This is a genomic window from Methyloparacoccus sp. NF-16 (genome assembly GCF_056880625.1).
This window is the reverse complement of sequence record NZ_CP174130.1, coordinates 1,178,472-1,201,843: the sequence shown is the minus strand read 5'-3', so window position 1 is coordinate 1,201,843 and position 23,372 is coordinate 1,178,472. Positions and strand designations below refer to the sequence as shown.

Sequence of the window (23,372 nt, the reverse complement as noted above, 5' to 3'; positions counted from 1 at the left end):
CCGCGGCGGGAGCGCTCATCCGGCGTCACCCTGCGCCAGGCAGGCGGCCAGGAAAGCCGGTATCCGCCGCTCCAGCCAGTAATCCGCCCGCCAGGGCCAGGTACCGCCGACAAACCCCACATGCCCGCCGCTGGCGGTGACTTCCAGCCGCACGGCGGGCGCCAGCTCGTCCGGCTCCGGCAACACCGCGGGCGTCATGAAGGGATCATCGCGGGACTGGATCAGCAGGGTCGGCCGCCGGATGCGCCGCAGGTACTGCCGCGAGCTGGAGCATCGGTAGTAGTCCCGTGCATCCCGGAAACCATACAGGCGCGCGACGATGTGGTAGTCGTATTCCCAGAAGGAGCGCAGAGGCCCGGGATCGCCCAGCGCCGCCAGCCGTTGCGCGTCCTCCGTCCGCCCCGTCCGCTCCAGATACCGCCGCTTGTCGATGACATAGGCCTTCAGCTCCCGCAGCAGCTGGTCGCGATAGAGCCGGGACAGGCCCCGGTCCAGCCGGGTGGCGCAGAGGTCCAGCCGCAGCGGTACTGACACGGCCGCCGCCGCCAGCAAGGGCGCACCGGCACCCTGCTCGCCCAGCCACTTCAGCAGCACATTGCCGCCCAGCGAGTAGCCGATCGCCGCCAGCGCCGCGGCGGGATGCCGCTGCCGCAGCCACGTCAGCAGATGATGGAAGTCGCCGGTCTCGCCCGAGTGATAGCCACGCCAGGTATGGTTGGGCCGCCCGCCGCAGCCACGAAAGTTGAGCGCGACGCTGCGCCAGCCCTGCCGCGCCAGGGCCACCTGCATGCCGCGGATATAGGGCGAGCGCGAGGAACCGGACAGCCCGTGCAGCAGGATGACGATGCGCTCGGTCTCGGGGCCGTACCAGTCCAGGTCCAGGAAGTCGCCATCCGGCGTTGCCAGCGACTCGCGCACGGTGTCGGGATGCGGCCGCTGGCGCAGCAACGGCTGCCAGAGGGTTTGCAGATGTCCGCCCGGCAGCCACCAGGCGGGCCTGAACGCCGCCGGGCTCATTCCTGCCCGTCCGGCTTCCAGCCCAGCAGCGACAGGCTGACCACCAGCACCTGGCCATCGAGCCGGGAACGGCCGGCGACCTCCCATTCGTAGCGCGCCGTCAGCTTGCCTTGCAGCGCGGGAATGAGGATGCCGACCTCGGGGCCGACGCCCACGGCATATTCGCGGATGCCGCGCAGCGACGCGGGCAGGTCCGAACCCGTATCGGCGGCGACCTGCCAGAAACCGTAGCCCACCACGCCGACATCGAGCAGTTGGAACAGGCGGCTGCCGATGCCGCCCTGGACCTGCACCGTATCGCCCCGGGTCACATCCAGCCCCGGCTTGCGCTCGTAGAGGTTGTAGCTGGTCAGGGCCGACAGCCGGAAGGCCCGCTCATCGTCGAAAAATACCGTGCCGCCCGCCGAGACCTGCTGCGTCCACTGCGGCCGCGCCACACCGCGACGGTTCAGCTGGCCGGTGGGCGCGTAGAGGCTGTAGGACGACACGAGGTCGAGCCGGGGAAACCGCCAGCCCAGCTTGATCGGTGAGAGGAAGATGTCGCCCAGACCCTGGCGGTCTAGCGTGTTGGGCGGCAGGTCGGAGCGCAGACGCATGCCCGCCACCGGCACGGCGAAGGCGGCGGTGTAGTAGGGCCCGTCGCCGAATTGCCAGGTGCCGGCCATGCCGAAGATATTGGCGAATGCCGACATGTCCAGCCCGCGGACCGGCAATGGCTGGCCATCGCGGCCCAGCAGCCGGTCGGCGGTGAAGAGAATGAAGCGGTCGCCGTAGTAGAACCCGGGCGCCGACTGCGTGCCGGCGTCCAGTCCCAGGGTGCCGAGGATGCGCTGGCCGAAACCCTCGTCGGCCAGCGCGGCCGCCGGCAACAGCCCGAGCACCAGCAGCATGCCGCGCAGCGGTGCGGGAGTACGCATGCGCCGGTCCGCTGGCGCTCAGGCGCCGTCCTGCAGCCGCTTCAGCCGTTCGGCCACCACCTGCGCATCCAGCGCCGGGTCGACGTCGTCGTTGATGTCGCGGATGACCAGTTCGGGGTCGATGATGAAGGTCCAGCGCTTGGCCATCTTCAGCACCGGCATCTTCACGCCGTAGGCGTCGGTAATGGCGGCGTCGGAGTCGGACAGCAGGGTGAAGTTGAGGCGATGCCTGCGGTAGAACTCCGCCAATGCCGGCACCTCGTCGGTGCTGATGCCGTAGACCTCGGCATTGCGGTCGCGGACCTGGCGGATCGCGTCGCGGAACGCGCAGGCCTGGGTGGTGCAGCCGGGCGTGCCGGCCTTGGGGTAGAAGTACAGCACGGTCCAGCCCTTGCCGGCGCGGTCGGCGAGACTGACCGTCTGGCCGTCCTGGCTCTTCAGCTGGAACTTCGGCGCCGGCTGACCGACCGCCAGGGGCTCGGCGCGGGCAGTGGACGTCAGCGGCAGGCCCAGGGACATCATCAGGGCGGCTTTCCTCAACCAGCTGTGCTTGGGTGTGTTCACGGGTTTTCCTCGGGTGAAAGTGGGGGACGCGGGGTTTCAGACAGGCCCCGGCCGCGCCGGTTCGCCATGGGCTATTCCGCCGTCTGCTCGCTGCTCCCGGATCCGGAAGCAGCATCCGGGGCGGCCTCCGGCCGGGCCGGGGGCCGGCGGCGCAGCCGTTCCAGGGTATCGGCCAGATCGTCCAGGCTGGTCTGGCAATCCGTCAGGCACTCGTCCAGCTGCTGGCCGCAGCTGTCGAAGGTCTCCTCGGGCGGCGGTGGCGCCAGGCAGGGCCCGTCGGGACGCGATTCGGCACCCGGAAACTTGCGCAGGCACAGCCAGTAGTTCTCCTTGGCCTGCTCGAACAGCCGCCGCTGGTCCTCGTTGCGGCGGGCGAAATACTGGCTGCAAACCTCGCCGTTCTGCAGGCACTGCTGCCCGCAGGCGGCCTTCTGCTCGTCCGTGTCCGCATCCCCGGTCGCGAACAGCGAGCAGCCCCCCAGCAGCAGCATCGCCAGCAGCCACAGGCCGCCCGTCCCGGCGACGCCCGGGCGGCGCGAAGCCAGCGGCCGGATCGGCGGATGGCGAACAACGGCAAGGCAACTGACAAACCAACGGCGCATGGCAATCAAGCTCGATTCTGGCGACACGACCCTGCCCGGCGGCACTGCCGCCGGGCATGTGCAGGCCTTGTATTATGCCGCGCATGCCATTCGCCGACCGCGCCGACCGTCATCGCCCGACCCGCCACAAGCTGTCCGCCGCCCGGCGACGAGGCTGGCCGGCGGCCGGTCTGTGGATGCTGCTCGCGCTGAGCGGCACGACATGCTGCGCTGCCGCGCCAACCGGGCCGGAAGCCGGCGACAGCGTCCTGATCACCGCCGATCTCGGTCGTTGCGGACGCGAGGACGCCGTGCTGTTCATCGTGCTCTGGCAGGGTGTCATGGGCGTTGCGACCGAACCGCTGCTGCTGGGCTGGAACAAGCCCCGGGTCGGCGAGGTCTGGCGCGGCGATTTCCGGGACGAGGGCCTGATCGAGGCGGTCAACCCGCAGCGCGGCGAAACCAGCTGGCTCAGCATCGAGCAGACCGGCCTGCCGGTCGGCGATCAGGACCGCCTGATGCGCGCGTTCTGCCGCCGCTGATGCGCCGGAGCCGTTGAAACCGCTACGTTTTCGCACGGATTCAGGCATACTGGCCGCCCCGTCACCTACCCCGCCCGCAAGGCCCGACCAGCATGTTTCTAGGCAATCCGACCGTGAAGCACATCGATTATCGCAAAACCCTGCTGATGGGCGCCCTGGCCCTGCTCGCCCTGCTGGAGGACGGTTGTTCCAGCGTGCGCAGCCGCACCGAGCTCGAACCGCAGGACTGGATGGTCTACCCCGGCGTACGCCGCGACATTTCCGATCTCGGCGCCGCCTTCGAGGGCAAGCTCAAGGGGCCATCCTGGACACCGGCCATGGTAGTGCCGATCCTGGTGGCCGACCTGCCCTTCTCCACCGCCCTGGACACCGTCGCACTGCCCTACGACATCTATCAGGTCCAGCGGCAACCGGAAACGCCCTGAACCCTCCCGCACCGCTGGCCGCCCGCTGCCGACCCGGCCGGACACCGACGCCCGGCACATCGCCAGGGCGAAGAGGCCGATGGCTGGCGGCGAGCCTCCTGGCCGGCCTGCTGGCGGCCTGCTCCGGCATCGGCGAGCCGTTCGACCCGGATCGCGCCAGCCTCGTGCGCAACGGCATGACCCGCGCGGAGGTCATCGCCATCATGGGTACGCCGCCGGTGACGGTGGAAGGCGGCGACCACGGCAGACTGATCTGGCTGGACACGACGGCAACGCCCTGGTCCTACCGCGACCAGCGCGTCGACTTCCATTTCGATGAGCGCGGACGCGTGTGCGGACGGCCCGAGGCGGCTCGCGCGGATCGGCCCCATCCCGGGAGCGATTGAGGCGCGGGCGGGTCACAAGGTGGGTGAAAACCGGTAGCATGCCCGCACATCTCATCTCCGACCGGCCCATGAGCATCCTGCCAGCCCCCGTCCAACGCCTGGGATTCGCCCTGACGCTGATCCTGCTCGCGGCCGCCATGCTACTGTGGTCGGACCGCCATAGCCGCCATGCCCAGGGCCCCACGCCACTGCCGGTCAGCCGGATTCCGGTGGCCCTGCTGGTGCACAGCTCCAATCCGCTGTTCGACGACACCCGCCGCGGCGTGATCGACGGACTGGCCGCGCGCGGTTTCCGCGACGGGCAGGAAATCGCGGTGACGCTCTACAACCCGGAGGGCGACCTGCCCACCGGCAACCTCATGGCGCAGAAAATCGCCAGCGGCAACGACCGCCTGGCGATCAGCGTTTCCACCGTGATGCTGCAGGCGCTGGCCAATGCCAACAAGCTGGGCCGGCTGCCGCAGGTGTTCGGCGCGGTGACCTCGCCGGTCGGCGCCGGCGTCGGCATCCGCGCGCTGGACAGCCTGGACAAGCCGCCGCAGCTGACCGGCATCGGCACGCCGCAGCCGGTCGAGGACAGCTTCCGCCTGGCGCGCCGGCTCAACCCGGCGCTGAAGACCGTCGGCGTGGTCTGGAACCCGGCCGAGGTCAATTCCGAGATCTGCACCCGGCGGGCGCGGTCAATTTCGGCGGAACTCGGCATCACGCTGCTGGAGGCGCCGGTCGAGCAGACCAAGGATGTCCGCGAGGCGGCGGAATCGCTGGTGGCGCGTGGCGCCGAGGCGTTCTGGACCGGCGGCGACGCCACCGTCAACAATGCCGTCGACAGCCTGATGGGCGTGGCCCGGGCGGCGCGGCTGCCGGTGTTCTCCAACATGGCCGGCCACGTCAGGAACGGCGGCCTGTTCGACCTCGGCGCCAATTACTACGAGGTCGGCGAGGAAATCGGGCGCATCGCCGGCGACATCCTGGCCGGTGCCGATCCGGCGCGGATGCCGGTGCGCGACTACCTGCCGCGCCGGCTGCTGCTGAACGAGCAGGTCCGCACCGGCCTGCGCGACGCCTGGCAGTTCCCCGCCGATGTCCGGGCCGAAGCCAGCGAAACCCTCCCGGCCGTCGGCACCCCGCCGGCGGACCAGCCGACGGCCGGCAGCGGCAGTGGCGGCATACCCGGGCCGCAGCTGGGGCGCAACTACCGTGTCGGCGTCGCCTACTTCGCGCCGGAACCCGGCATCGACGCGGTGCTCGACGGCCTCAAGTCGGAACTGGCCCGGTTCGGCTACCGGGAAGGCCTCAACCTTCAGTTCCGGATGATGCACGCCCAGGCGGAGATCGCCCAGATTCCCACCATCGGCCAGGTGCTCGACAGCAGCGACGCCGACGCCATCCTGACCCTGACGACACCGGTGCTGCAGGGCGCGGGGCTGGGCGCGAAGCGCAAGCCGGTGGTGTTCACCTACGTGTCCGATCCGCTGGCGGCGGGTGCCGGGAAAAGTTTCACTGACCACCAGCCGAACGTGACCGGCATCGGCTCCATGCCGCCGGTCGGGGACCTGCTCGAGCTGACCCGCCAGGTGCTGCCGAACGTCCGCATCCTCGGCACGCTCTACAACCCCAGCGAGGCCAATTCGGTGAAGGTGGCGGCGGTACTGCGGGAGCATGTCGAGCGGGCCGGCCTGACCCTGGTGGAAATCCCCATCAACAACACCGCCGAGGTAGTCCAGGCGACGCAGGCGCTGGTGGCACGACGGGTCGGCGCCATTCTCGCGGTCGGCGACAACACCTTCTACCAGGCCTTCGACGCCATCGCCAAGACCGCCCGCGACGCCGGGCTGCCACTGATGATCGACCAGTCGGACTTCCTCGACCACGATGCCCTGATGATGGTCGGCGCGGATTACCGCGAGAGCGGGCGCGCGGCCGCCGAGCCGCTGGCACGGGTGCTGAACGGCGCCAGGCCGGCCGATATCCCGTTCCGCAATGTCTCCCAGCGCACGGTGATGCTGAACGAGGCCAGCGCCAGACGGCTCGGCATCGTCTTTCCGGACCGCGTGCGCGCCCTGGTCACGCCCGCCGCGACACCGCCGGCACCAGCGCCGGCGACCGAGGCCAGGCCGCTGGACCATCCCTGGCGGATCAAGCGCATCCTCTATGTGGAATCGGCGCCGGCCGAGGACACCCTGCGCGGCATGGACGAGGGCTTCCAGGCTGCGGGGCTGGTGGCGGGACGCGACTACACGCTGAAGGAGGCCTCGGCCCAGGGCGACATGACGGTGCTGCCGGCACTGGCCGATGCCGCGCGCAGCGACGGCACCGAGCTGCTGGTCGTTCTCTCGACGCCGACCCTGGAAACCGCGGTGCGGAGGATCAGGGATCTGCCGATCGTCTTCACCTTCGTCGCCGATCCGGTGGTGGCTGGCGCGGGCCGGGACGACAGCCATCACCTGCCGAACGTCACCGGCGTCTACACACTGGGGCCCTATGCGGAGATGGCGGAACTGCTCGCCAGGCATTTCCCGCAGTACCGCACGCTGGGGACGCTGTACTCGCCGGCGGAGGACAACTCGGTGCACAACCGCGAGGTGTTCGAGGCCGAGGCGGCCCGGCGCGGCCTCGGCCTCGTCCCCCTGCCGGTCAACTCGCCGGGCGAACTGCCGGATGCTGCGCTGGCGCTGGCGGCGAAACCCATCGACGCCATCGTGCAGATCCTCGACAACCAGTCCTCCTCCGGCTTCACCGCCATCGCCCGGGCGGCCGCGCGGGCCCGCAAGCCGCTGTTCACCTTCATCGAATCCGGCGTCCGCCAGGGCGCGGCGGTCGGCCTGACCATGGATTATCACCAGGCCGGTTTCGATGCCGCCCTGAAGGTCGCCGACATCCTGCGCGGCAAGTCGCCAGCCGGGATGCCCTTCAGCCGGCCGACGAACATCCGCCTGGTGGTCAGCGAGGCACACGCCCGCAGCCTGGGCATGAACCTGCCGCCGGCGCTGCTGGAGCAGGCCGACCTTCGCCTCGACGCCCACCCCTGAGGAGAAGTCACCATGGACATCCAGACCCATCTCGACGGCGAGACCATGCACGTCGAACTCGCCGGCCGGCTGGATGCTGCCTGGAGCGGCACGGTCGGCAAGACCCTGCAGGAAACCCTGCTGGTCGGCTGCCACAGCGTCATCCTCGATCTCGCCCAGGTCAACTATCTGAGTTCCGCCGGCATCCGCGTGCTGATGCTGCTGGCCAAGCAGCTGAAGAGCATCGGCGGCAAGCTGCACATCAGCGCGCAATCGACGCAGGTGCGGGAAGTGCTGGACATGGTCGGCTTCCACCGGCTGATCGAGCCGCCGCCCGCCGCCGCGCCATCGCCGGTAGCGACGCCGCAGCGGGAAAGCTGGTCCTGGGGCGGCGAAACCTACGAGGCCTACACACTGGATGCCGGCGCGCGGTTTGCCGGGCGCGTGGCCGGGCAGCCCCTGTCGCCGGCCGGCAGCCTGGCACTGGCGGAACCCCTGGCGCTGCGCCTGACGGCAGACTCGCTGGCGCTGGGACTGGGCTCGCTGGGCGATGAGGTCAATCCGGCACGGGCCGGGGAACTGCTGGGCGTCGCCGGGCTCGCCGTCTGCCTGCCAGGCGACGACCCCTCGCATCCCGACTGGCTGGTCAGCGAAGGCGATCTCGTCGCCAGCCTGCGCCTGTACTACGGGCTGCATGCCAGCGGCCGGTTCCGCCATTTGCTGCGCTTCGGCCTGCTGCCCGATTCCCCGCCCCTGCCGCTCGGCCAGCTGGCCGCCGCCGCGCTGGAACGCTGCGCGACGGAGCAGGCAGTGCTGGTGATGGTCGCGGAAACCGCCAGCCTGGTCGGCGCCGCCCTGCAGGCGCCGCCGGAGCGGCCGGCGGACGACTGGTTCGCATTCCCGGCCCTGCGCGACCGCCTGCTGTTCACCGCCGAGCCCGCGCACGCCAGCGAAACCTGCCTGATCGTCGGCGTGGTAGCACGCGGCCCCCGGGCACCCTTGGCCGGCCTGCTGCGTCCCCTCGGCCATGGTGGCGAGCTCGACGCCCACTGCCATGCCGCCGTGGTGCCCTATCGCCCGGTCCACAAGGGGCTGATCGAGCTGGCCCCGACCCTGGCCGGGCTGCTGGAGAGCGAGTGCCTGCGCGGCGTCCTGCACCTGCTCAACGACGACCGCGAGGGCATCGGCGCCGGCGAGAGCCACCTCCGCCGCGGCGCGATCTGGTGCGCGCCGCTGCATCTCGACGTCCCGCCCGCCAACCCGCCGGAGACCCCGCCATGACGCTCCTGATCGGCGCGCTGACCCTGGGCACGATCCTCGCCCTGCTGGCCATCGGCGTATACCTGTCGTTCCGCATCTTCGCCATCGCCGACATCACGGTGGACGGCTCGCTGACCCTCGGCGCCGCTGTCACCGGCGTGCTGCTGGTCAAGGGCGGCATGCATCCGCTGCCGGCGACCGGGGCCGGTTTCCTCGCCGGCATGGCGGCCGGCACGGTGACCGGCATCCTCCAGACCCGCTTCCGCATCAACGCCCTGCTGGCCGGCATCCTGGTGATGACGGCGCTGTACTCGGTGAACCTTCGCGTCATGGGTCGCAGCAACCTGCCCTTCCTGGGCGCGACCACCCTGTCCACGCTGTGCGAGGACCTGGGCCTGGCCTGGTTCGGCGCCGAGCGCATCGACCTGCTCGGCTGGGAGGTGGCCAGTGCCGACCTGACCGTGCTGTTGCTCATGGCGCTGCTGGTGGCGGCGGTGGCGACGGCGCTGTGGGCCTTCCTCAAGACCGACCTCGGTACCGCCATGCGCGCCTCGGGCGACAACCCGCAGATGGTTCGCGCCCTGGGCGGCCCGGTCGAGGCCTACCGGGTGATCGGCCTGGCGCTGGCCAACGGGCTGGTGGGACTGGCCGGTTCGCTGTGGGCGCAGTACCAGAATTTCGCCGACGCCCAGATGGGCATCGGCATGGTCGTCTGGGGCCTGGCCAGCGTCATCATCGGCGAGGCCATGACCGGCGCCGGCGCGGGGGTGGGACTCGCCATCGCCGGCGCCGTGCTCGGCTCGGTGCTGTTCCGGGAACTGGTGGCCATCGCCCTGTCGTTCGGCCTCAACCCCAACGACCTGAAGCTGGTGACAGCGGTGTTCGTGTTCGCCGCGCTGATCCTGCCGGACATCCTGGCCAGGCTGTCGACGGCGCGACGGCGGGAGGACGCATGAGCACACCGACGCCGCTGGTCAGGCTCAGCGCCGCCAGCAAGACCTTCCATGCCGGCACCGTCAACGAGGTACGCCCGTTGCAGCGGGTCGACCTGGAAATCGCCGAGGGGGCCTTCGTCATCGTGCTCGGCGGCAACGGCTCGGGCAAGTCGACGCTGCTCAATGCCATCGCCGGCAGCTTCCGGCTCGACAGCGGCCGCATCGCGCTGGACGGCCACGACGTCACCGACTGGCCGGAGCACCGGCGCGCCGCGCTGATCGGGCGGGTGTTCCAGAACCCCTTCTCGGGCACCGCGCCGAACATGACCATCGCCGAGAACTTCGCCCTGGCGATGCGCCGCGGCCTGTTCCGCGGCCTCGGCTGGGCCACCTCGGCAGCGCGCATGGACGAGCTGCGCGACCGCGTCCGCGAGCTGAAGATGGGACTGGAAAACCGGCTCGACACCGCCATCGGCAGCCTCTCCGGCGGCCAGCGCCAGGCGCTGACCCTGCTCATGGCGAGCTGGCTGAAGCCGCGCCTGCTGCTGCTGGACGAGCATACCGCGGCCCTCGACCCGCGGAGTGCCGATCAGGTCATCGCCCTCACCGACCGCATCATCCGCCGGGAACGCCTGACCACGCTGATGGTCACGCATGCCATGCAGCAGGCGGTGAACCTGGGCGACCGCATCGTGATGATGCACAAGGGCCAGATCCTGCATGATTTCAGCGGTAGCGAGAAACGCCGCCAGCGGGCCGACGACCTGCTGGCCATCTTCGAGAACGTGCGCCGGCGCGAGCTGCTGGACGAAAGCGCCGCCGAGCTGCTGCGGCGGCAGTATGTGTAGCAGCCATGCGCACACGGCCGCCCGGAACGCTTGCCGAGGCGGCGGACAGCCGCCGGCAGGAAGACGCGCCGCGCCGCAACGGGATGCGCTCGGGTATCATTCCGCAGCCTGATCCGCCTGCCGGGGAGGCCGGCATGCGCCGGCCGGCCGCTCGACATCCACCTGAATACTGGAATTCAATGCTGCCAAGGACACCAAGCCCCATGCCAGTCTTCCTGTCGTTCATCGCCGCGCTCCTGGGTTTCGGGCTGCCGGCGACCGTTCTTGCCGCGGCCCCGGATGGTCCGCCGCTGGATCTCACCCACCACTGGGTCGGCTACGGCGCCCTCGCCATCTTCTTCCTGGCCTACATCCTGGCCATGCTCGAAGAATCGACCATGCTGCGGAAATCCAAGCCGATGGTGTTCGCCGCCAGCCTGATCTGGGTGCTGATCGGCGCGGTCTACGTGCGGGGCGGCATGGGCGAGGTCTCCGGACATGCCTTCCGCAGCAGCCTGGAGGGCTACGCCGAGCTGTTCCTGTTCATCCTGGTGTCGATGACCTACCTGAATGCTATGGAGCAGCGTGGCGTGTTCGACAACCTCAGGGTCTGGCTGCTGAGCAAGGGTTTCGGCTACCGCAAGCTGTTCTGGATCACCGGCACCCTGTCGTTCTTCATGTCCTCGGTGCTCAACAACCTGACCACGGCCCTGCTGATGGGCGCCGTGGTGCTGGCCATGGCCCGGGACAATCGCCGCTTCATCGGCGTCGCCTGCGTCAACATCGTGGTGGCGACCAACGCCGGCGGCTCCTTCAGTCCGTTCGGCGACATCACCACGCTGCTGGTCTGGCAGAAGGGTGTCGTGCCGTTCGCGCACTTCTTCTCGCTGTTCCTGCCGGCGGTCGTCAACTTCGTCGTCCCGGCCATGCTGATGAACTTCTGGGTTCCCCGCGGGCAGCCGGCCGCCGCCACCCAGCTGATGCCGATGCGGCGCGGGGCGCTGGGCATCATCGCGCTGTTCTTCCTGACCATCATCACGGCGGTCTGCTTCGAGAACTTCCTCGACCTGCCGCCGGCGGCCGGCATGCTGGCGGGCCTCAGTTACCTGAGCTTCTATTTCTACTACCTCTACAGCTCACGGGCGAAGGACCAGGGAACCCTGGTCGACCCGCTGCCGGCGGACGAGGACCATGAAGTCGCCGAGGCGGTCAGGAGCGAGCTGACCGACCAGCATGCGTATTTCGACGTGTTCCACAATGTCTCGCGACTGGAGTGGGACACCCTGCTGTTTTTCTACGGCGTCATGGTCAGCGTCGGCGGCCTGAGTTTCATCGGCTACCTGACCTTGGCCTCGAACTTCCTCTACACCGACCTCGATCCGACGCTGGCCAATGTGCTGGTCGGCGTGGTGTCGGCCTTCATCGACAATGGCACCATCATGTATGCCGTGCTGACCATGGCGCCGAAGATTTCCGAGGGCCAGTGGCTGCTGGTGACGCTGACCGCCGGCGTCGGCGGCAGCATGCTGGCGATCGGCTCGGCGGCCGGCGTCGGCCTGCTGGGGCAGACCAAGGGCATCTATTCCTTCATGACGCATCTCAAGTGGCTGCCGGCCATCGCGCTGGGCTATGCCGCCAGCATCCTGACCCATTTCGCCATCAATGCCCGTTTCTTCTGAACACCCGGGCGGCGCCACCATGCCGTGGCCGGCCAGCGGCGCCCGGACCCTGGACCCGACGCCGTGACCCGCCTGCTTTCCCTCGCCCGCATCTTCGGGATGATGCTGGTGGTCTTCAGCATCACCTACCTGCTGCCCATCGCCACCGCGCTGATCTACGACGACGGCACCGAACTGCTGTTCGTCATGGACATGGGCCTGACGCTTGGCATCGGTGCCGCGCTGTTCGGCCTGACGCGCCATTTCCAGCAGGACATCAAGGCCCGCGACGGCTTCATCCTGGTGGTACTGGCCTGGCTGGGCATGGCGGCCTTCGCCACCTTTCCGCTGACCTCCTACCTGCAGGACCTGTCCTTCACCGACGCCTATTTCGAGACCATGTCGGGCCTGACGACCACCGGCTCGACGGTGCTCAGCAACCTGGACTATCTGCCCCCGGCCATCAACCTGTGGCGCCACGAGCTCAACTGGCTCGGCGGCATGGGCATCATCGTGCTGGCCGTGGCCATTCTGCCGATCCTCGGCATCGGTGGCCGCCAGCTCTATGTCGCCGAAACGCCGGGCCCCATCAAGGACAGCAAGCTGACGCCGCGCATCACCGAGACGGCCAAGAATCTCTGGGTGACCTACGCCCTCATCACCGTCGCCTGCATCCTGGCCCTGCGCTGGGCCGGCATGGACTGGCTGGACGCCGTCTGCCACGCCTTCGCCACCATGGGACTGGGCGGCTTCTCGACCCATGACGCCAGCGTCGGCTTCTTCAACTCACCGGAAATCGAATTCGTGCTGATCGTCTTCATGCTGCTGGCGGGCATGAATTTCGCCACCCATTTCATCGCCCTGCAGCAACGGAGCCTGACCCCCTACCGGCACGATCTCGAAGCCATGCCCTTTCTGGTCCTGATGCTGGGCAGTTGCGCCGGGCTGGGGCTCTACCTGTGGCAGGAGGGGGTTTACGAGGACTATTTCACCGCCCTGCGCCATGCCAGCTTCAATCTGGTGTCGATCGGAACGGACTGCGGCTTCGCCAGCACCGACTTCAACGACTGGCCGATCTTCGCCCCGCTGTGGATGCTGTTCGTTAGCTGTGTCGCGGCCTGCACCGGCTCCACCGGGGGCGGCATCAAAATGATGCGCACCCTGATCCTGATCAAGCAAACTCAGAACCAGATGTTCCAGCTGACGCACCCCTCGGCGATCAACCCCCTGAAACTGGGCCATACCGTGGTGAGCTCGCGCATCGTGTTGTCGGTGCTGGGCTTCATCTTTGCCTACTTCATGACCATCGTCATCCTGACCCTGCTGCTGGTCATCAGCGATCTGGACTTCATCTCGTCCCTGACGGCCGTGATCGCGAGCATCAACAACGCCGGCCCCGGCCTCGGCGAAGTCGGCCCTGCCAGCAACTATGCCGGCCTGACCGACTTCCAGACCTGGATCTGCACCCTGGCGATGTTTCTCGGCCGCATCGAGGTCTTCACGGCACTGATCCTGTTCACGCCGGCGTTCTGGCGCAAATAGGCCGGACGGATCACGGTCACGAATGATGTTCGGGATTTCCGGTCCGATCCCGCTGGCGGGCAACCGGTACCGGCGGCCCATCACCCCACCGGCTCAACGACACAACCCGGGAGCGCTTTCCGCATGACCCCTTCCACCGACCCCATCGACAAATTCTGGCGCATCGGACTCATCACCGTGCTTGCGGTCTACCTGCTGATCTTCGTCGGCGGCGTGGTGCGGGCCTCGGGTTCGGGCATGGGCTGTCCGGACTGGCCGACCTGTTTCGGACGGCTGATCCCGCCCACGCAGGAATCGCAGCTGCCGCCGGACTATCACGAGAAATACATCGGCTACGGCGACACCACCTTCAACCCGGTCAAGACCTGGACCGAATACGTGAACCGGCTGCTGGGCGTCACCATCGGCCTGCTGATCCTGACCACCTTCCTCCGCGCCTGGCCGTTCCGCAGGACCGATCCGCCCGTCTTCCACCAGGCGCTGGGCGCTTTCCTGCTGGTCGGCTTCCAGGGCTGGCTGGGCTCACGGGTGGTGGCCAGCGAACTGAAACCGGTCCTGATCACCGTGCACATGGTGGTCGCCTTCATCATCGTGTCGCTGCTGCTCCATACCCTCTGCCGTGCCCGGCGGGACTGGCTGACCGGACTCGACACCCGTGGCCTGCCACCGCGCTGGCGGACGGTGCTGGGCGTGGCGCTGGGCCTGACGCTGCTGCAGGTGGCGATGGGCACGCAGATTCGCGAGGCGGTGGATGGCATCACCAACGCGCAGGTGATCGCCGAGCGCAATATCTGGCGCGAGCATTTCCCGATCATCTTCTACGTGCACCGCTCGTTCTCTTCCGTGATCCTGTTCACCAACCTGTGGCTGGCGTGGAAGCTGTGGCAGGCGCTGGCACCCGGCCATCTCCTGCGCCGGGTGGGCCTGCTGCTGGCAGGGCTGGTCGTGGTGGCCATCCTGACCGGGGTGACGCTGGACCGGCTGGGCTTCCCGGCCTATGTGCAGCCCTTTCACCTGCTGCTGGCCAACCTGATCTTCGGCTGCCAGTTCTTCCTGTTCAACGCGACAGGCTACGCCCGGAGCGCCCCGCCGGCGGCGCTGACCATCCCCGGCTCCGCGACCAGGCTCTGAAGCCGCCGTGCTGGTGGGAACCTCGAATTACCGCCTCGTTCCCCATGAAACGCCGTGAGCCAGGCCGAGAGCAGCCCGATTCGCCGGTTTTTTGGGCGTGGCTCCGCCGGGAGGTCTTTCGGATTCCCCGACATCGCCCATTCCTGGCGCCTGACAGATTTTGTTAGCAACAAACGCTTGTCAGGCGTTGACGGCGGAGTACCATGGCAGCGCCGTCTAGGCGGCCACCATAACAACAATGATCTGGAGGAGACCCATGGCCGAAGAGGAAAAAACCGGGTGTAGAGGCGATGGCTGCCAACACACCGCATGCATGCTGAACTGGCTCAAAGTGGTCGACACCTGGGCAATTGGTGGCTGGCAGAATCGCCTCCCCCGGCTGTATTACGTCGTCGGCGGACTCGTGCTTCTGTTCCTGGTGCTCTGAACAGGCATCGCCTCGGACCCAGCGTCAAAAGTGGCGCTGGGTTTTCCTACCCTCGAGATGGAATGCCACGATGCACCAAGATCAATCATCGGCATGCATCCACTCGAATTTGAAAATCACATCCACTCAAGAGCAGTGTCCGGTGGGTGTCCACATATATCGTTCAGCCGGCTCCTGACGGGCACCTCGAACTCATTGCTGCTGACAGAAACGCCGTGATTGTGCGAAACGCCGGAGCGAGGCGACGTGTCAACCAAAGATGATCCAGCAGGATTGGCGCATGATGATCAGCGTTGATGCCTCGGGGGGTGCAAAGACATCATATAGGCATCCCACCCATAAGGTCACTTCGGTGAAGAGGCGACCTATCGGCTGTCGTGCTGATCATACCTATCGGGTCCCGGATGATTAATAACGTGTTTTTTAAATAAGTGAGGGTGGGTTGTTTGCCAAGCCTTCAGGGTATCTATAGGGGTTTTGTGATTCAAGTTTTTTGCGGGATGTGGTAATTGTAGAGGTAGACATACCTCTGCAGGGTCTGGGTTAAATCGTCACCTGAGTCGAAGTGATGAGTCATCAGGATGTCGCTGATGCGGCCATTGAATCGTTCGACCATGCCGTTGGTTTGCGGGCGACGGGGCGGGATAAGGCGATGTTCGATCTGTTCCTGGGCACAAACTTGGTCGACCGGATGGTCACCGATCGGCGTGCGTTCGCCCTGCGCCGTGAAGCGGTCCGTGAATTCCTTGCCGTTATCGGTGAGGAGTTTCTGAATCTTGAAAGGGGCGGCACGGATCACAGCCTTGAAGAAGGCCTTGGCGGTATGCGCACGTTTGTTGGGCTTGACCGCGACATAGACCCAGCGGGACGCCCGATCGATGGCGACCAACAGATACTGGCGGGGCGCCTCGCCGAGCTTCGGCAGATATTTCACGTCGACATGGACATAGCCCGGTTCATAGGCCTTGAAGGACTTCGCGGGAATGGCTTGGGCCGCGGTGCGCTGGGTCTTCAAGGTCCGCAAGTCCGGGAGGCCATGGCGACTGAGGCAGCGGGCCAGGCCCGAGCGCGACACCTCGGGATGGATGAATTCGCGGGTGACCACCAGTAGATCATCCAAGGGCAACTCCAACAGTTGGCGTAGTTCGACTACCAGTCGTTCTTGGGCCGGACTCAGGGTCGTCGGCAACCGATGCGGCGTGTGCGAGAGATCCGCCACGGAAGTTCGCTGACGCCAACGGCGGACGGTGCTGACTGACACGCCCAGCTCAGCCGCCAGTTTGCGGTCAGACAATGGGGATGCCTGGATAGCCGCGCGGACCTTAGGCGTGGTAGTGGCATTGGCATGGAGGTTAAGTTGCATCGATTGGGCCTGCGTCACGTTGTTCCTGGATGAATGCTGCTAAGCCGGTTCGGGCCATAAACAGAGGATAACTCTTTACTGATATTGAATCATCCGGAACCTGACAAATACCCGATATGCCAAGGGATAGCCGATCCCCTTCAAGCCAGGCCGCAACAATACACTTTAAGAGGCAAGCACATGCAAACCAAGACCTGTGAGCAATGTCGGAATGACCGCATCGCAATTGGCAAAAGCTTCTACGAACTGCCGGCATGGCGACGATATTTAGGTGCCGCCCTTATCTATCTGCCTCTTTTCCTATCCCTGCCGTTCGTGCTTCTGGGTGCGTTGATTCTGTACGCGCACCTCGCCATATTGGGGGCAAAGAACCTCAAAGGCTATCGCGACTTTCTCCCTAAAGGGAATACATTCAGGTACAGCAGCATGCGGGAACAGATCACTTTTCGCTTTGACCCTACGGCTCCCTGGGCCAGCTTGAAAGTTTTCTGGGCGTTCAACTGCAACCTCTACTGTCCACTCAGCGTGGGCCTCTATGAATGGTCCACCTATCTCGTCAAAACGGTAGAGAATTTCTGGTGTCCATTCTTCCATGAACGGAAACCCTTCTACGAAGAATCCGCCATTGACCAGTCCTATTGGCATATTGACCCTGAAAATCGACAAAAACTTCATCCTGAAGATCGTGAGCATCATATCTGGAATGAAGATAGTGTGTAGATGAATCTTGTGGAAAACTCCACCCATAGCGACGAAAAAAATTTTTCACCTTTTTTGAACCACAATGACTACATGGCCTACCGATTCGATACAAGCCGACCTCAACACTTCCGACCTTACCCCTCGAAGCGCTATCGGCAGACTTGACTGCTCTCTCTAAAGGGGCAGTAATTGACTCTCACCCACAGAAACACAACACGCATCTGGTTAATTTCCCGCCAGATACCAGGAGCTCTTGCAAGCCGCAATGCAAAATATCACTTGTGGCGTCAACAGCCATCGAACCGAAGTCAGTTCGTTACCATGGTGTACAATAGACTAGGCCAATCTCATGAAGATCAGAAAATCAAACATCTGGAAAATACTGGTTTCAGCAACCTGCATTGCCATTGAGCCCTCTCGAACTTTGGCTTATGACAGGGATGTTCACTATTATGTGATAGCCATGATTCTGGCCGATTTGGATAGAACCGGTTCGCCCATGGTGGAAAAGAAGCTCCTGGCGGCCATGTCAAACCAGTATGTGGACGATAACCCCAACACGCTGCCTTCACTGAATCCAACCAAGGCACAACAGAGAAGGAACTGGCACTTTCCAGCCAAGATGGACGAGGGATGGCTCGTCAATTCCTATGGTGTCACCCGTCGCAACTCAGAGTTTGCCAAACACAACGTAAACAAGGGGCTGGAAGCCAATGACCCCTATGCACTGGGCATGGCACTGCATACCTACCTGGATAGCTTCGCACATGAGGGGTATGAAGCATATTTTGGCCATGCGGTAGCGGGCCATAATCCGGATCGGGTGCATCTGGATATAAATAAATTTCGCGAAGCTGTCTGGATGACCTATTCCATTATCAAGCAGTGGTATATAAATAATGGCATTCAGGTCAACCCATCCACCATTTCCATCGACAAATATCTGGGATGGGCCAGATTTGTGCCGCCCGCCTACACATGCACGCTGTGCAGCTACAACGACGAGATCAATCAAAGATCCGACTATTGGTTCTCCTTGGTCAACCTAAACTTCCCAGAAATCATACTGCCGAAGTATGCAATAACCGAACAATGCTATATCGACAATTTTGAAGCCGTCGCCAGCAAATATCAGACACCGGTACGTTCGGAGGATGCATGGGCCATTGAATGGTATACCGCCAATCTCGACAATATCTTCAAGACTACCGCCTACCTGACTGACGATCTCGTCAAAGCCTCTGCCGAGAATTGCCCCACCCCTGCTGATCCGTCCTCTCCATTTCATGGACTCAATCGCAAACAGGCAGCTGCCCTCGCCCTCGATGAACCGGATACGCTTTATGACGGTTTACCAGCGGTCCTCGACACCCGTGCCGGTATCAGCGCCCTGTTCAAGGCCGCTAATCAGCGTGAAAAAGGCTGGGAAATCCTCTACATGTCAGCGTCCAGCGCCCATAACAGGGGTGTCGACTGGTCCCGATTCAAAGGGCAGATCCGAAGCAACCTGACGGCCAGCAAGCTCGAAAGGCGGTTGTTCGCCGCCGGAACCCTGTCGATACTCAACGACACCGCAGCGTCGACCTGCAAAAAGATCAATAAAATTTACGCAAAAGTTGACCCGGCAGGCCTGACCGGTGGGCAGATCAGCTTTCTGGTCAATACCATTTCCACCTCACCCACATACATTGCTCAGTGCGCCACAGAGAGCCTTCCGCTGCTCAAGACCCTGTTGAATGATGTCCGCGTCTCCGGGTTGGCGGCAGCAAGGCTGTATCAGATCGCAGCTGCAGAGGAAATTTCGGCCGGTACAGTTTCAACCGTATCCCTTTCCAGTTCGCAGGGCAACGCGGCGACTGGTATCCGCTTGCAGTCTCGCGAAGCACTCAATTCGACCCACCCCGCAGGACAGAGTCGCGTTCTGTCGCAGGCAGCGAAAACATCCATGGATTCGGAAATCGAATACTGGAGTGCCCGGGCATTACAGGACTTCAACGACACCCAGAAAGGCACAGAGGATGATCAAAACACCTTGGCCGAGCTTGAACGACGCCTGCAGGCAGCATTGGGTGGCAAAAATTTGAGCCTGGCATCTGGCATCGCCTCGGCCATAGGGACATTCGCAAGTGCCGATCAACCGAGTGACTCATTGCTCTCCCTGTTGACATTGGCCGCGGCCAATCCAGAGTACAAGGAAATTGCGTCAGAACTTGAATATGCCCTGTACCAGCTCGGGCAGAGTAACTGATCGCATCATTCAAGGTATGTGTGGCCGCTTTGCCCATCCGCTGCCCATCATCGCGCTTTCCTAGTGTTGACGCGTAGATGCCAGAGCTGAACGGCCCCGGGTATCGAGGAGGCCAGTTGGTTTAAGTTGAGGCCGATGTGGCGGCCTCACTGGCGAGTTGCCGCCAGTAGTTTGCCTCAGCTTCTGCCGGAGGGATGCCCCCAATCGGCTTGAGCAGTCGGATGTGGTTGAACCAATGCACCCATTGCAGGGTGGCCAGTTCCACGGATTCCCTGGTTTTCCAGGGGCCCCGGCGGTGAATCCATTCGGCTTTGTACAGCCCGTTGATGGTCTCGGCCAGCGCGTTGTCGTAGGAGTCGCCCTTGCTCCCGACCGAGGGTCGGATGCCGGCTTCGGACAGGCGTTCCGTGTACCGAATGGACAGGTATTGCGACCCCCTGTCCGAATGGTGCACCAGGGCATTGGCAGCGGGCTGACGCTCGTACAGGGCCTGCTCCAGCGCATCAAGCACGAAGTCCGTCTGCATGGTGCGGCTGACGCGCCAGCCCACGATGCGCCGGGCAAACACGTCGACGACGAAGGCCACGTACAGCCAGCCCTGCCACGTGCTGACGTAGGTGAAGTCCGACACCCACAGTTGATTGGGACGCTCGGCCTTGAACACCCGATTGACCCGGTCCAGCGGGCACGGCGCTGCTGCATCTGGCGTGGTCGTGCGAACGCTCTTGCCTCGACGCGCGCCCTGCAGCCCCAGGCGCCTCATCAGCCGCTCGACCGTGCAACGCGCCACCCGGATGCCTTCGCGGTTCATCTGCAGCCAGACCTTGTCGGCACCGTAGACCTGCCAGTTGGCGTGCCACACGCGCTGGATGTCAGCCGCAAGGGCCTGGTCACGCTGGGCGCGGGCGCTGCGCAGTTCAGGCCGGCGCCGGCGGGCCGCGTGGCGCCAATAACACGACGGGGCCATCTGCAACACCTGGCAGATGGACTCGACCCCGAACATGTTGCGGTGCTGGTCGATGAAGCGCTTCAGCTCTTCAAGCGGCGGTCGAGCTCCGCCTGGGCGAAAAACGCGCTGGCGGCCTTGAGGATGTCGTTGGCGCGGCGCAGCTCCTTGTTCTCACGCTCCAGTTGCTTGAGGCGTTCGCGCTCGCTGCTGCTCAGGCCATCACGCTGGCCGGCATCGACTTCCTCGCGCTTGACCCAGTCCAGCAGCGTCTGCGGCACGCAGCCAATCTTGGGCGCAATCGATTCCACGGCTGCCCACAGCGACGGGTAGTCGCCCCGGTGCTCTTGCACCATGCGCACAGCGCGCTCGCGCACCTCGGGTGAGAACTTTGTTGACTTGTTCATGGCTCCATCTTCTCAAGTGTTGGAGCCTCCTCAAAACCCGGGGCCGTTCACACTGCCGGACGAAACCACGATCTTGAACTTCCGGCGCCTGCTGGAGCGGCACGCACTGACGGCCAAGCTCATGAACACGATCAACGACGTTCTGGAAGAGCAAGGTCTGTTGCTGAAGGGCGGCACGATGGTCGATGCCACGATCCTTCATGCCCCGCCCTCGACCAAGAACCAGGATAAGGCCCGCGATCCCGAAATGCATCAGACCAGGAAAGGGAAGCAATGGTACTTCGGCATGAAAATCCACGTCGGCGCGGATGTGGATAGCGGTCTTGCCCATACCGTATCCGTCACACCCGCCAATGTGGCGGATATCACCGAACTGCCCAACCTCCTGCGGGAGGACGACCGAGCGGTATTGGGCGATGCGGCGTATGCCAACAATTCCTGCAAGCGTGCTGCCCGGAGAGCGGGTGTCTACTGGGGTGTTGCGCTGAAAGCGCGTCCAAAGTCCCGCTTAGGGTCCAGCCAGAAGCAGAGGAACCGCAAGCACTCCGCCATCCGCAGCCGGGTGGAACACCTGTTCCGGGTCATCAAGTGCCAGTTTGGCTATACCAAAGTCCGCTACAAAGGATTGGCCAAGAATGCCGCCCAGGTTTTCATGCTGGTGGGCCTGGCGAACCTCTATCTCAAGCGCAGGGAGTTGCTAGCATGACGGGAGTCATCCGTCCGCAGCGTGGGGAAACCCCCAACAGGGCACCTCGAAAAACCCCGGATTTCGTCAGATTTATCTCTATAACCTACTGATTTACAGGACGTGATTTTTCAGAAAAAGAGGTTTTTCGAGGTGCCCAACAAAGCAACAATTACCGGCGAGCCATGAGTCAAAACGCGAGCTTTTCGACACGGTGACTGAAAAAAACGACCCAACTCGGCCTTCACTCGCCGAAATGCAGATTTATTCAGAGGTTCCCTAGGCGCCGCGCATGAGCCCTTCCTGCTTCGATCAGACAATGGGCTCGTTTTCTCGAGTCGGAGCTACAGCGCGCTCGTCAAAAGCCATGGTTTGAGGCAGGAATTCATCACGCCTTACACCCCACAGCAAAACGGGTTGGTGGAACGGGTCATTCGGACTTTAAAAGAGCAGTGCATCCATCGTCACCGGTTCGAAACCTTACAGCACGCATCACGAGCGGTGGGCGACTGGATTCATTTCTACAACCATCAACGCCCTCATCAGGCATTGGGAATGAAAACCCCATCCGAGGTTTTCAAATTAGCAGCTTAACCTGTGCAGATTTCGCTGGGTCATTACACCTCCACCATGTTGGCGATGGAGCGGTGCTCGTGGGCGGCTGCTGTGCGCAGCGTCTCTTTCAGGCAAGGCTCGATGCGAAAAGTCAGCCTGATAGGCTTGGCAGCCTGGCAGTCACTATTGCTCCTCCCTCTCAGGATGCTAGCGCGCCAGCGTATAGCCATGCTCATGGAAGAGCGCCAGGCAGGCATCGGCCACGTCGGGATCATAGAGCTGGCCACGATGCTTGGCGATTTCGTCCAGCGCGACCTCGATGCCGAGGCCGGGCCGGTAGGGTCGATGGGAATGCATGGCTTCGACCACGTCGGCAACGGCGACGATGCGGGATTCCAGCAGGATCGCATCGCCCCGGAGACCGTCGGGGTAGCCGCTGCCGTCCAGGCGCTCGTGATGCTGCTGGACAATGCGGGCAATCGGCCAGGGGAAATCGATGGTCTTGAGGATCTCGTAGCCGGCCTGGGCATGCTGCTTGATGAGGGCGAACTCCAGTTCGGTGAGCCGCCCCGGCTTGCTGAGGATTTCGGCCGGAATCCGGATCTTGCCGACGTCATGGACCACGCTGGCCAGCTGGATGCCTTCGACCTGTGCCTCCGGCAGTTGCAGCTGCCGGGCGAGCGCCACGGCAAGCTCGGCGACGCGCCGCTGGTGGCCGGCGGTGTAGGGATCGCGCAGCTCGACCATCGCCGCCAGCGCCGCGATGGAATCCAGCCGGCTGGTGCGCAAGCGCTGTTCGCTGGCCAGCAGGGCCTCGGTACGCTGCTGCACCAGCTCTTCCAGATGGTTGCGCAGGCGATTCAGCTCCAGATGGGTGCGCACCCGCGCCAGCAGCTCGTTGCGCTGATAGGGCTTGGTCACAAAATCGACGGCACCGAACTCGAACCCCTGCACCTTTTCATCGGTTTCCGTGACGGCGCTGACGAAGATGACCGGCACGTCGCGGGTCTCCGGCATCGCCTTGAGACGCTGGCAGACCTCGAAGCCGTTCATGTCCGGCATGCGGATGTCGAGCAGGATCAGCTCGGGTGGATCGATCGCCGCGGCGCGCAGGGCAAGTTCGCCGCTGATGGCGGAGCGCACCTCGTAGCCTTCCGCCTTGAGCAGATCGTTCAGGAGTTTCAGGGAGGCCGGGGTATCGTCGACGGCCAGGATGCGTCCTTTGCTGTTCATTGCCGAAATGGTC

Annotated in this window: 20 protein-coding genes, 2 pseudogenes and 1 other annotated feature; of the genes and pseudogenes, 15 read left to right on the top strand and 7 right to left on the bottom strand. The window is 64.5% G+C overall.

Going from position 1 to position 23,372, the window contains the following annotated elements; all coding sequences use genetic code 11:
* Positions 1-15 precede the first annotated feature (15 nt).
* The 4 genes from ACH5N8_RS05805 to ACH5N8_RS05790 form a co-directional block, all read right to left on the bottom strand.
* Positions 16-1,017, bottom strand: coding sequence for a hydrolase (locus tag ACH5N8_RS05805; RefSeq protein ID WP_483282856.1), 1,002 nt, complete (start codon positions 1,015-1,017; stop codon positions 16-18).
* Entirely contained in the window at positions 1,014-1,934 is a 921-nt protein-coding gene (locus tag ACH5N8_RS05800) for a SphA family protein (RefSeq protein ID WP_483282855.1), read from the bottom strand. Before ACH5N8_RS05800 ends, ACH5N8_RS05805 begins: the two co-directional genes overlap by 4 nt.
* Before the next feature lie 18 nt (positions 1,935-1,952).
* The gene (locus ACH5N8_RS05795; protein ID WP_483282854.1) at positions 1,953-2,498 is read right to left on the bottom strand and encodes a peroxiredoxin; all 546 of its coding nucleotides are present in this window, start codon (positions 2,496-2,498) and stop codon (positions 1,953-1,955) included.
* A 71-nt stretch (positions 2,499-2,569) separates the two neighbouring features.
* Positions 2,570-3,100 carry a hypothetical protein gene (locus ACH5N8_RS05790; protein WP_483282853.1) on the bottom strand — a complete coding sequence of 177 codons (531 nt, stop codon included), beginning with the start codon at positions 3,098-3,100 and terminating at the stop codon, positions 2,570-2,572.
* A 74-nt stretch (positions 3,101-3,174) separates the two neighbouring features.
* On the opposite strand from ACH5N8_RS05790, the gene ACH5N8_RS05785 reads away from it, so the two are divergent.
* From ACH5N8_RS05785 to ACH5N8_RS05735, 11 genes are all read left to right on the top strand, one after another.
* Positions 3,175-3,621: a hypothetical protein gene (locus ACH5N8_RS05785; protein WP_483282852.1), complete on the top strand. Its 447-nt coding sequence runs from the start codon at positions 3,175-3,177 to the stop codon at positions 3,619-3,621.
* A 113-nt stretch (positions 3,622-3,734) separates the two neighbouring features.
* Positions 3,735-4,046 carry a YceK/YidQ family lipoprotein gene (locus ACH5N8_RS05780; RefSeq protein WP_483282851.1) on the top strand — a complete coding sequence of 104 codons (312 nt, stop codon included), beginning with the start codon at positions 3,735-3,737 and terminating at the stop codon, positions 4,044-4,046.
* A gap of 176 nt (positions 4,047-4,222) precedes the next feature.
* Positions 4,223-4,432 carry a hypothetical protein gene (locus ACH5N8_RS05775; RefSeq protein WP_483282850.1) on the top strand — a complete coding sequence of 70 codons (210 nt, stop codon included), beginning with the start codon at positions 4,223-4,225 and terminating at the stop codon, positions 4,430-4,432.
* Between the two features lie 68 nt (positions 4,433-4,500).
* Positions 4,501-7,461: an ABC transporter substrate-binding protein gene (locus tag ACH5N8_RS05770; RefSeq protein ID WP_483282849.1), complete on the top strand. Its 2,961-nt coding sequence runs from the start codon at positions 4,501-4,503 to the stop codon at positions 7,459-7,461.
* A gap of 12 nt (positions 7,462-7,473) precedes the next feature.
* Positions 7,474-8,721, top strand: coding sequence for an STAS domain-containing protein (locus ACH5N8_RS05765; RefSeq protein ID WP_483282848.1), 1,248 nt, complete (start codon positions 7,474-7,476; stop codon positions 8,719-8,721).
* Positions 8,718-9,656 (top strand): ABC transporter permease, encoded by a 939-nt coding sequence (locus ACH5N8_RS05760; RefSeq protein ID WP_460028355.1) that lies wholly within the window; start codon positions 8,718-8,720, stop codon positions 9,654-9,656. The genes ACH5N8_RS05765 and ACH5N8_RS05760 overlap by 4 nt, the downstream gene beginning before the upstream one ends.
* The gene (locus tag ACH5N8_RS05755) at positions 9,653-10,483 is read left to right on the top strand and encodes an ABC transporter ATP-binding protein (protein ID WP_483282847.1); all 831 of its coding nucleotides are present in this window, start codon (positions 9,653-9,655) and stop codon (positions 10,481-10,483) included. The genes ACH5N8_RS05760 and ACH5N8_RS05755 overlap by 4 nt, the downstream gene beginning before the upstream one ends.
* A gap of 203 nt (positions 10,484-10,686) precedes the next feature.
* Positions 10,687-12,141 (top strand): sodium:proton antiporter NhaD, encoded by a 1,455-nt coding sequence (gene nhaD / locus ACH5N8_RS05750; protein WP_483282846.1) that lies wholly within the window; start codon positions 10,687-10,689, stop codon positions 12,139-12,141.
* A 63-nt stretch (positions 12,142-12,204) separates the two neighbouring features.
* Positions 12,205-13,662, top strand: coding sequence for a TrkH family potassium uptake protein (locus tag ACH5N8_RS05745; RefSeq protein ID WP_483282845.1), 1,458 nt, complete (start codon positions 12,205-12,207; stop codon positions 13,660-13,662).
* 123 nt (positions 13,663-13,785) lie between these two features.
* Complete coding sequence (locus ACH5N8_RS05740; protein WP_483282844.1) at positions 13,786-14,793, top strand: COX15/CtaA family protein; 1,008 nt, start codon at positions 13,786-13,788, stop codon at positions 14,791-14,793.
* Positions 14,794-15,049: 256 nt separating this feature from the next.
* Entirely contained in the window at positions 15,050-15,220 is a 171-nt protein-coding gene (locus tag ACH5N8_RS05735; protein ID WP_483282843.1) for a hypothetical protein, read from the top strand.
* A 365-nt stretch (positions 15,221-15,585) separates the two neighbouring features.
* Here the strand turns inward: ACH5N8_RS05735 and ACH5N8_RS05730 are convergent.
* A pseudogene (locus ACH5N8_RS05730) lies at positions 15,586-16,583 on the bottom strand (IS481 family transposase).
* 180 nt (positions 16,584-16,763) lie between these two features.
* Between ACH5N8_RS05730 and ACH5N8_RS05725 the strand changes: the two are divergent.
* Positions 16,764-17,303: a hypothetical protein gene (locus ACH5N8_RS05725; RefSeq protein WP_483282842.1), complete on the top strand. Its 540-nt coding sequence runs from the start codon at positions 16,764-16,766 to the stop codon at positions 17,301-17,303.
* A gap of 331 nt (positions 17,304-17,634) precedes the next feature.
* A complete protein-coding gene (locus tag ACH5N8_RS05720; RefSeq protein WP_483282841.1) occupies positions 17,635-19,533 on the top strand; it encodes a hypothetical protein in 1,899 nt (632 codons plus the stop codon).
* A 121-nt stretch (positions 19,534-19,654) separates the two neighbouring features.
* Here ACH5N8_RS05720 and ACH5N8_RS05715 read toward each other — a convergent pair.
* A protein-coding gene (locus ACH5N8_RS05715; RefSeq protein ID WP_483282840.1) for an IS3 family transposase occupies positions 19,655-20,886 on the bottom strand; the annotation gives its coding sequence in 2 pieces (ribosomal slippage) (positions 19,655-20,595 and positions 20,595-20,886; 1,233 coding nt in all).
* Positions 20,492-20,608, bottom strand: a sequence feature (AL1L pseudoknot). It overlaps the preceding gene by 117 nt.
* A gap of 52 nt (positions 20,887-20,938) precedes the next feature.
* Between ACH5N8_RS05715 and ACH5N8_RS05710 the strand changes: the two are divergent.
* Positions 20,939-21,592: pseudogene (locus ACH5N8_RS05710) on the top strand (IS5 family transposase); the annotation flags it as partial.
* A 351-nt stretch (positions 21,593-21,943) separates the two neighbouring features.
* The gene (locus ACH5N8_RS05705) at positions 21,944-22,165 is read left to right on the top strand and encodes an integrase core domain-containing protein (RefSeq protein WP_483282839.1); all 222 of its coding nucleotides are present in this window, start codon (positions 21,944-21,946) and stop codon (positions 22,163-22,165) included.
* A 168-nt stretch (positions 22,166-22,333) separates the two neighbouring features.
* Here the strand turns inward: ACH5N8_RS05705 and ACH5N8_RS05700 are convergent, their stop codons facing one another.
* On the bottom strand, positions 22,334-23,359 hold the full coding sequence (locus ACH5N8_RS05700; RefSeq protein WP_460028328.1) for an HD domain-containing phosphohydrolase: 1,026 nt from the start codon (positions 23,357-23,359) through the stop codon (positions 22,334-22,336).
* Positions 23,360-23,372: the final 13 nt, after the last annotated feature.

What these genes read in the sequence shown, in the direction of transcription:
- ACH5N8_RS05790 (WP_483282853.1), bottom strand. Translation starts at nt 3,100, where the DNA reads ATGCGCCGTTGGTTTGTCAGTTGCCTTGCCGTTGTTCGCCATCCGCCG.
- ACH5N8_RS05770 (WP_483282849.1), top strand. Translation starts at nt 4,501, where the DNA reads ATGAGCATCCTGCCAGCCCCCGTCCAACGCCTGGGATTCGCCCTGACG.
- ACH5N8_RS05725 (WP_483282842.1), top strand. Translation starts at nt 16,764, where the DNA reads ATGCAAACCAAGACCTGTGAGCAATGTCGGAATGACCGCATCGCAATT.
- ACH5N8_RS05800 (WP_483282855.1), bottom strand. Translation starts at nt 1,934, where the DNA reads ATGCGTACTCCCGCACCGCTGCGCGGCATGCTGCTGGTGCTCGGGCTG.
- ACH5N8_RS05755 (WP_483282847.1), top strand. Translation starts at nt 9,653, where the DNA reads ATGAGCACACCGACGCCGCTGGTCAGGCTCAGCGCCGCCAGCAAGACC.
- ACH5N8_RS05740 (WP_483282844.1), top strand. Translation starts at nt 13,786, where the DNA reads ATGACCCCTTCCACCGACCCCATCGACAAATTCTGGCGCATCGGACTC.
- ACH5N8_RS05805 (WP_483282856.1), bottom strand. Translation starts at nt 1,017, where the DNA reads ATGAGCCCGGCGGCGTTCAGGCCCGCCTGGTGGCTGCCGGGCGGACAT.
- nhaD (WP_483282846.1), top strand. Translation starts at nt 10,687, where the DNA reads ATGCCAGTCTTCCTGTCGTTCATCGCCGCGCTCCTGGGTTTCGGGCTG.
- ACH5N8_RS05765 (WP_483282848.1), top strand. Translation starts at nt 7,474, where the DNA reads ATGGACATCCAGACCCATCTCGACGGCGAGACCATGCACGTCGAACTC.
- ACH5N8_RS05700 (WP_460028328.1), bottom strand. Translation starts at nt 23,359, where the DNA reads ATGAACAGCAAAGGACGCATCCTGGCCGTCGACGATACCCCGGCCTCC.
- ACH5N8_RS05785 (WP_483282852.1), top strand. Translation starts at nt 3,175, where the DNA reads ATGCCGCGCATGCCATTCGCCGACCGCGCCGACCGTCATCGCCCGACC.
- ACH5N8_RS05760 (WP_460028355.1), top strand. Translation starts at nt 8,718, where the DNA reads ATGACGCTCCTGATCGGCGCGCTGACCCTGGGCACGATCCTCGCCCTG.
- ACH5N8_RS05720 (WP_483282841.1), top strand. Translation starts at nt 17,635, where the DNA reads ATGAAGATCAGAAAATCAAACATCTGGAAAATACTGGTTTCAGCAACC.
- ACH5N8_RS05775 (WP_483282850.1), top strand. Translation starts at nt 4,223, where the DNA reads ATGACCCGCGCGGAGGTCATCGCCATCATGGGTACGCCGCCGGTGACG.
- ACH5N8_RS05735 (WP_483282843.1), top strand. Translation starts at nt 15,050, where the DNA reads ATGGCCGAAGAGGAAAAAACCGGGTGTAGAGGCGATGGCTGCCAACAC.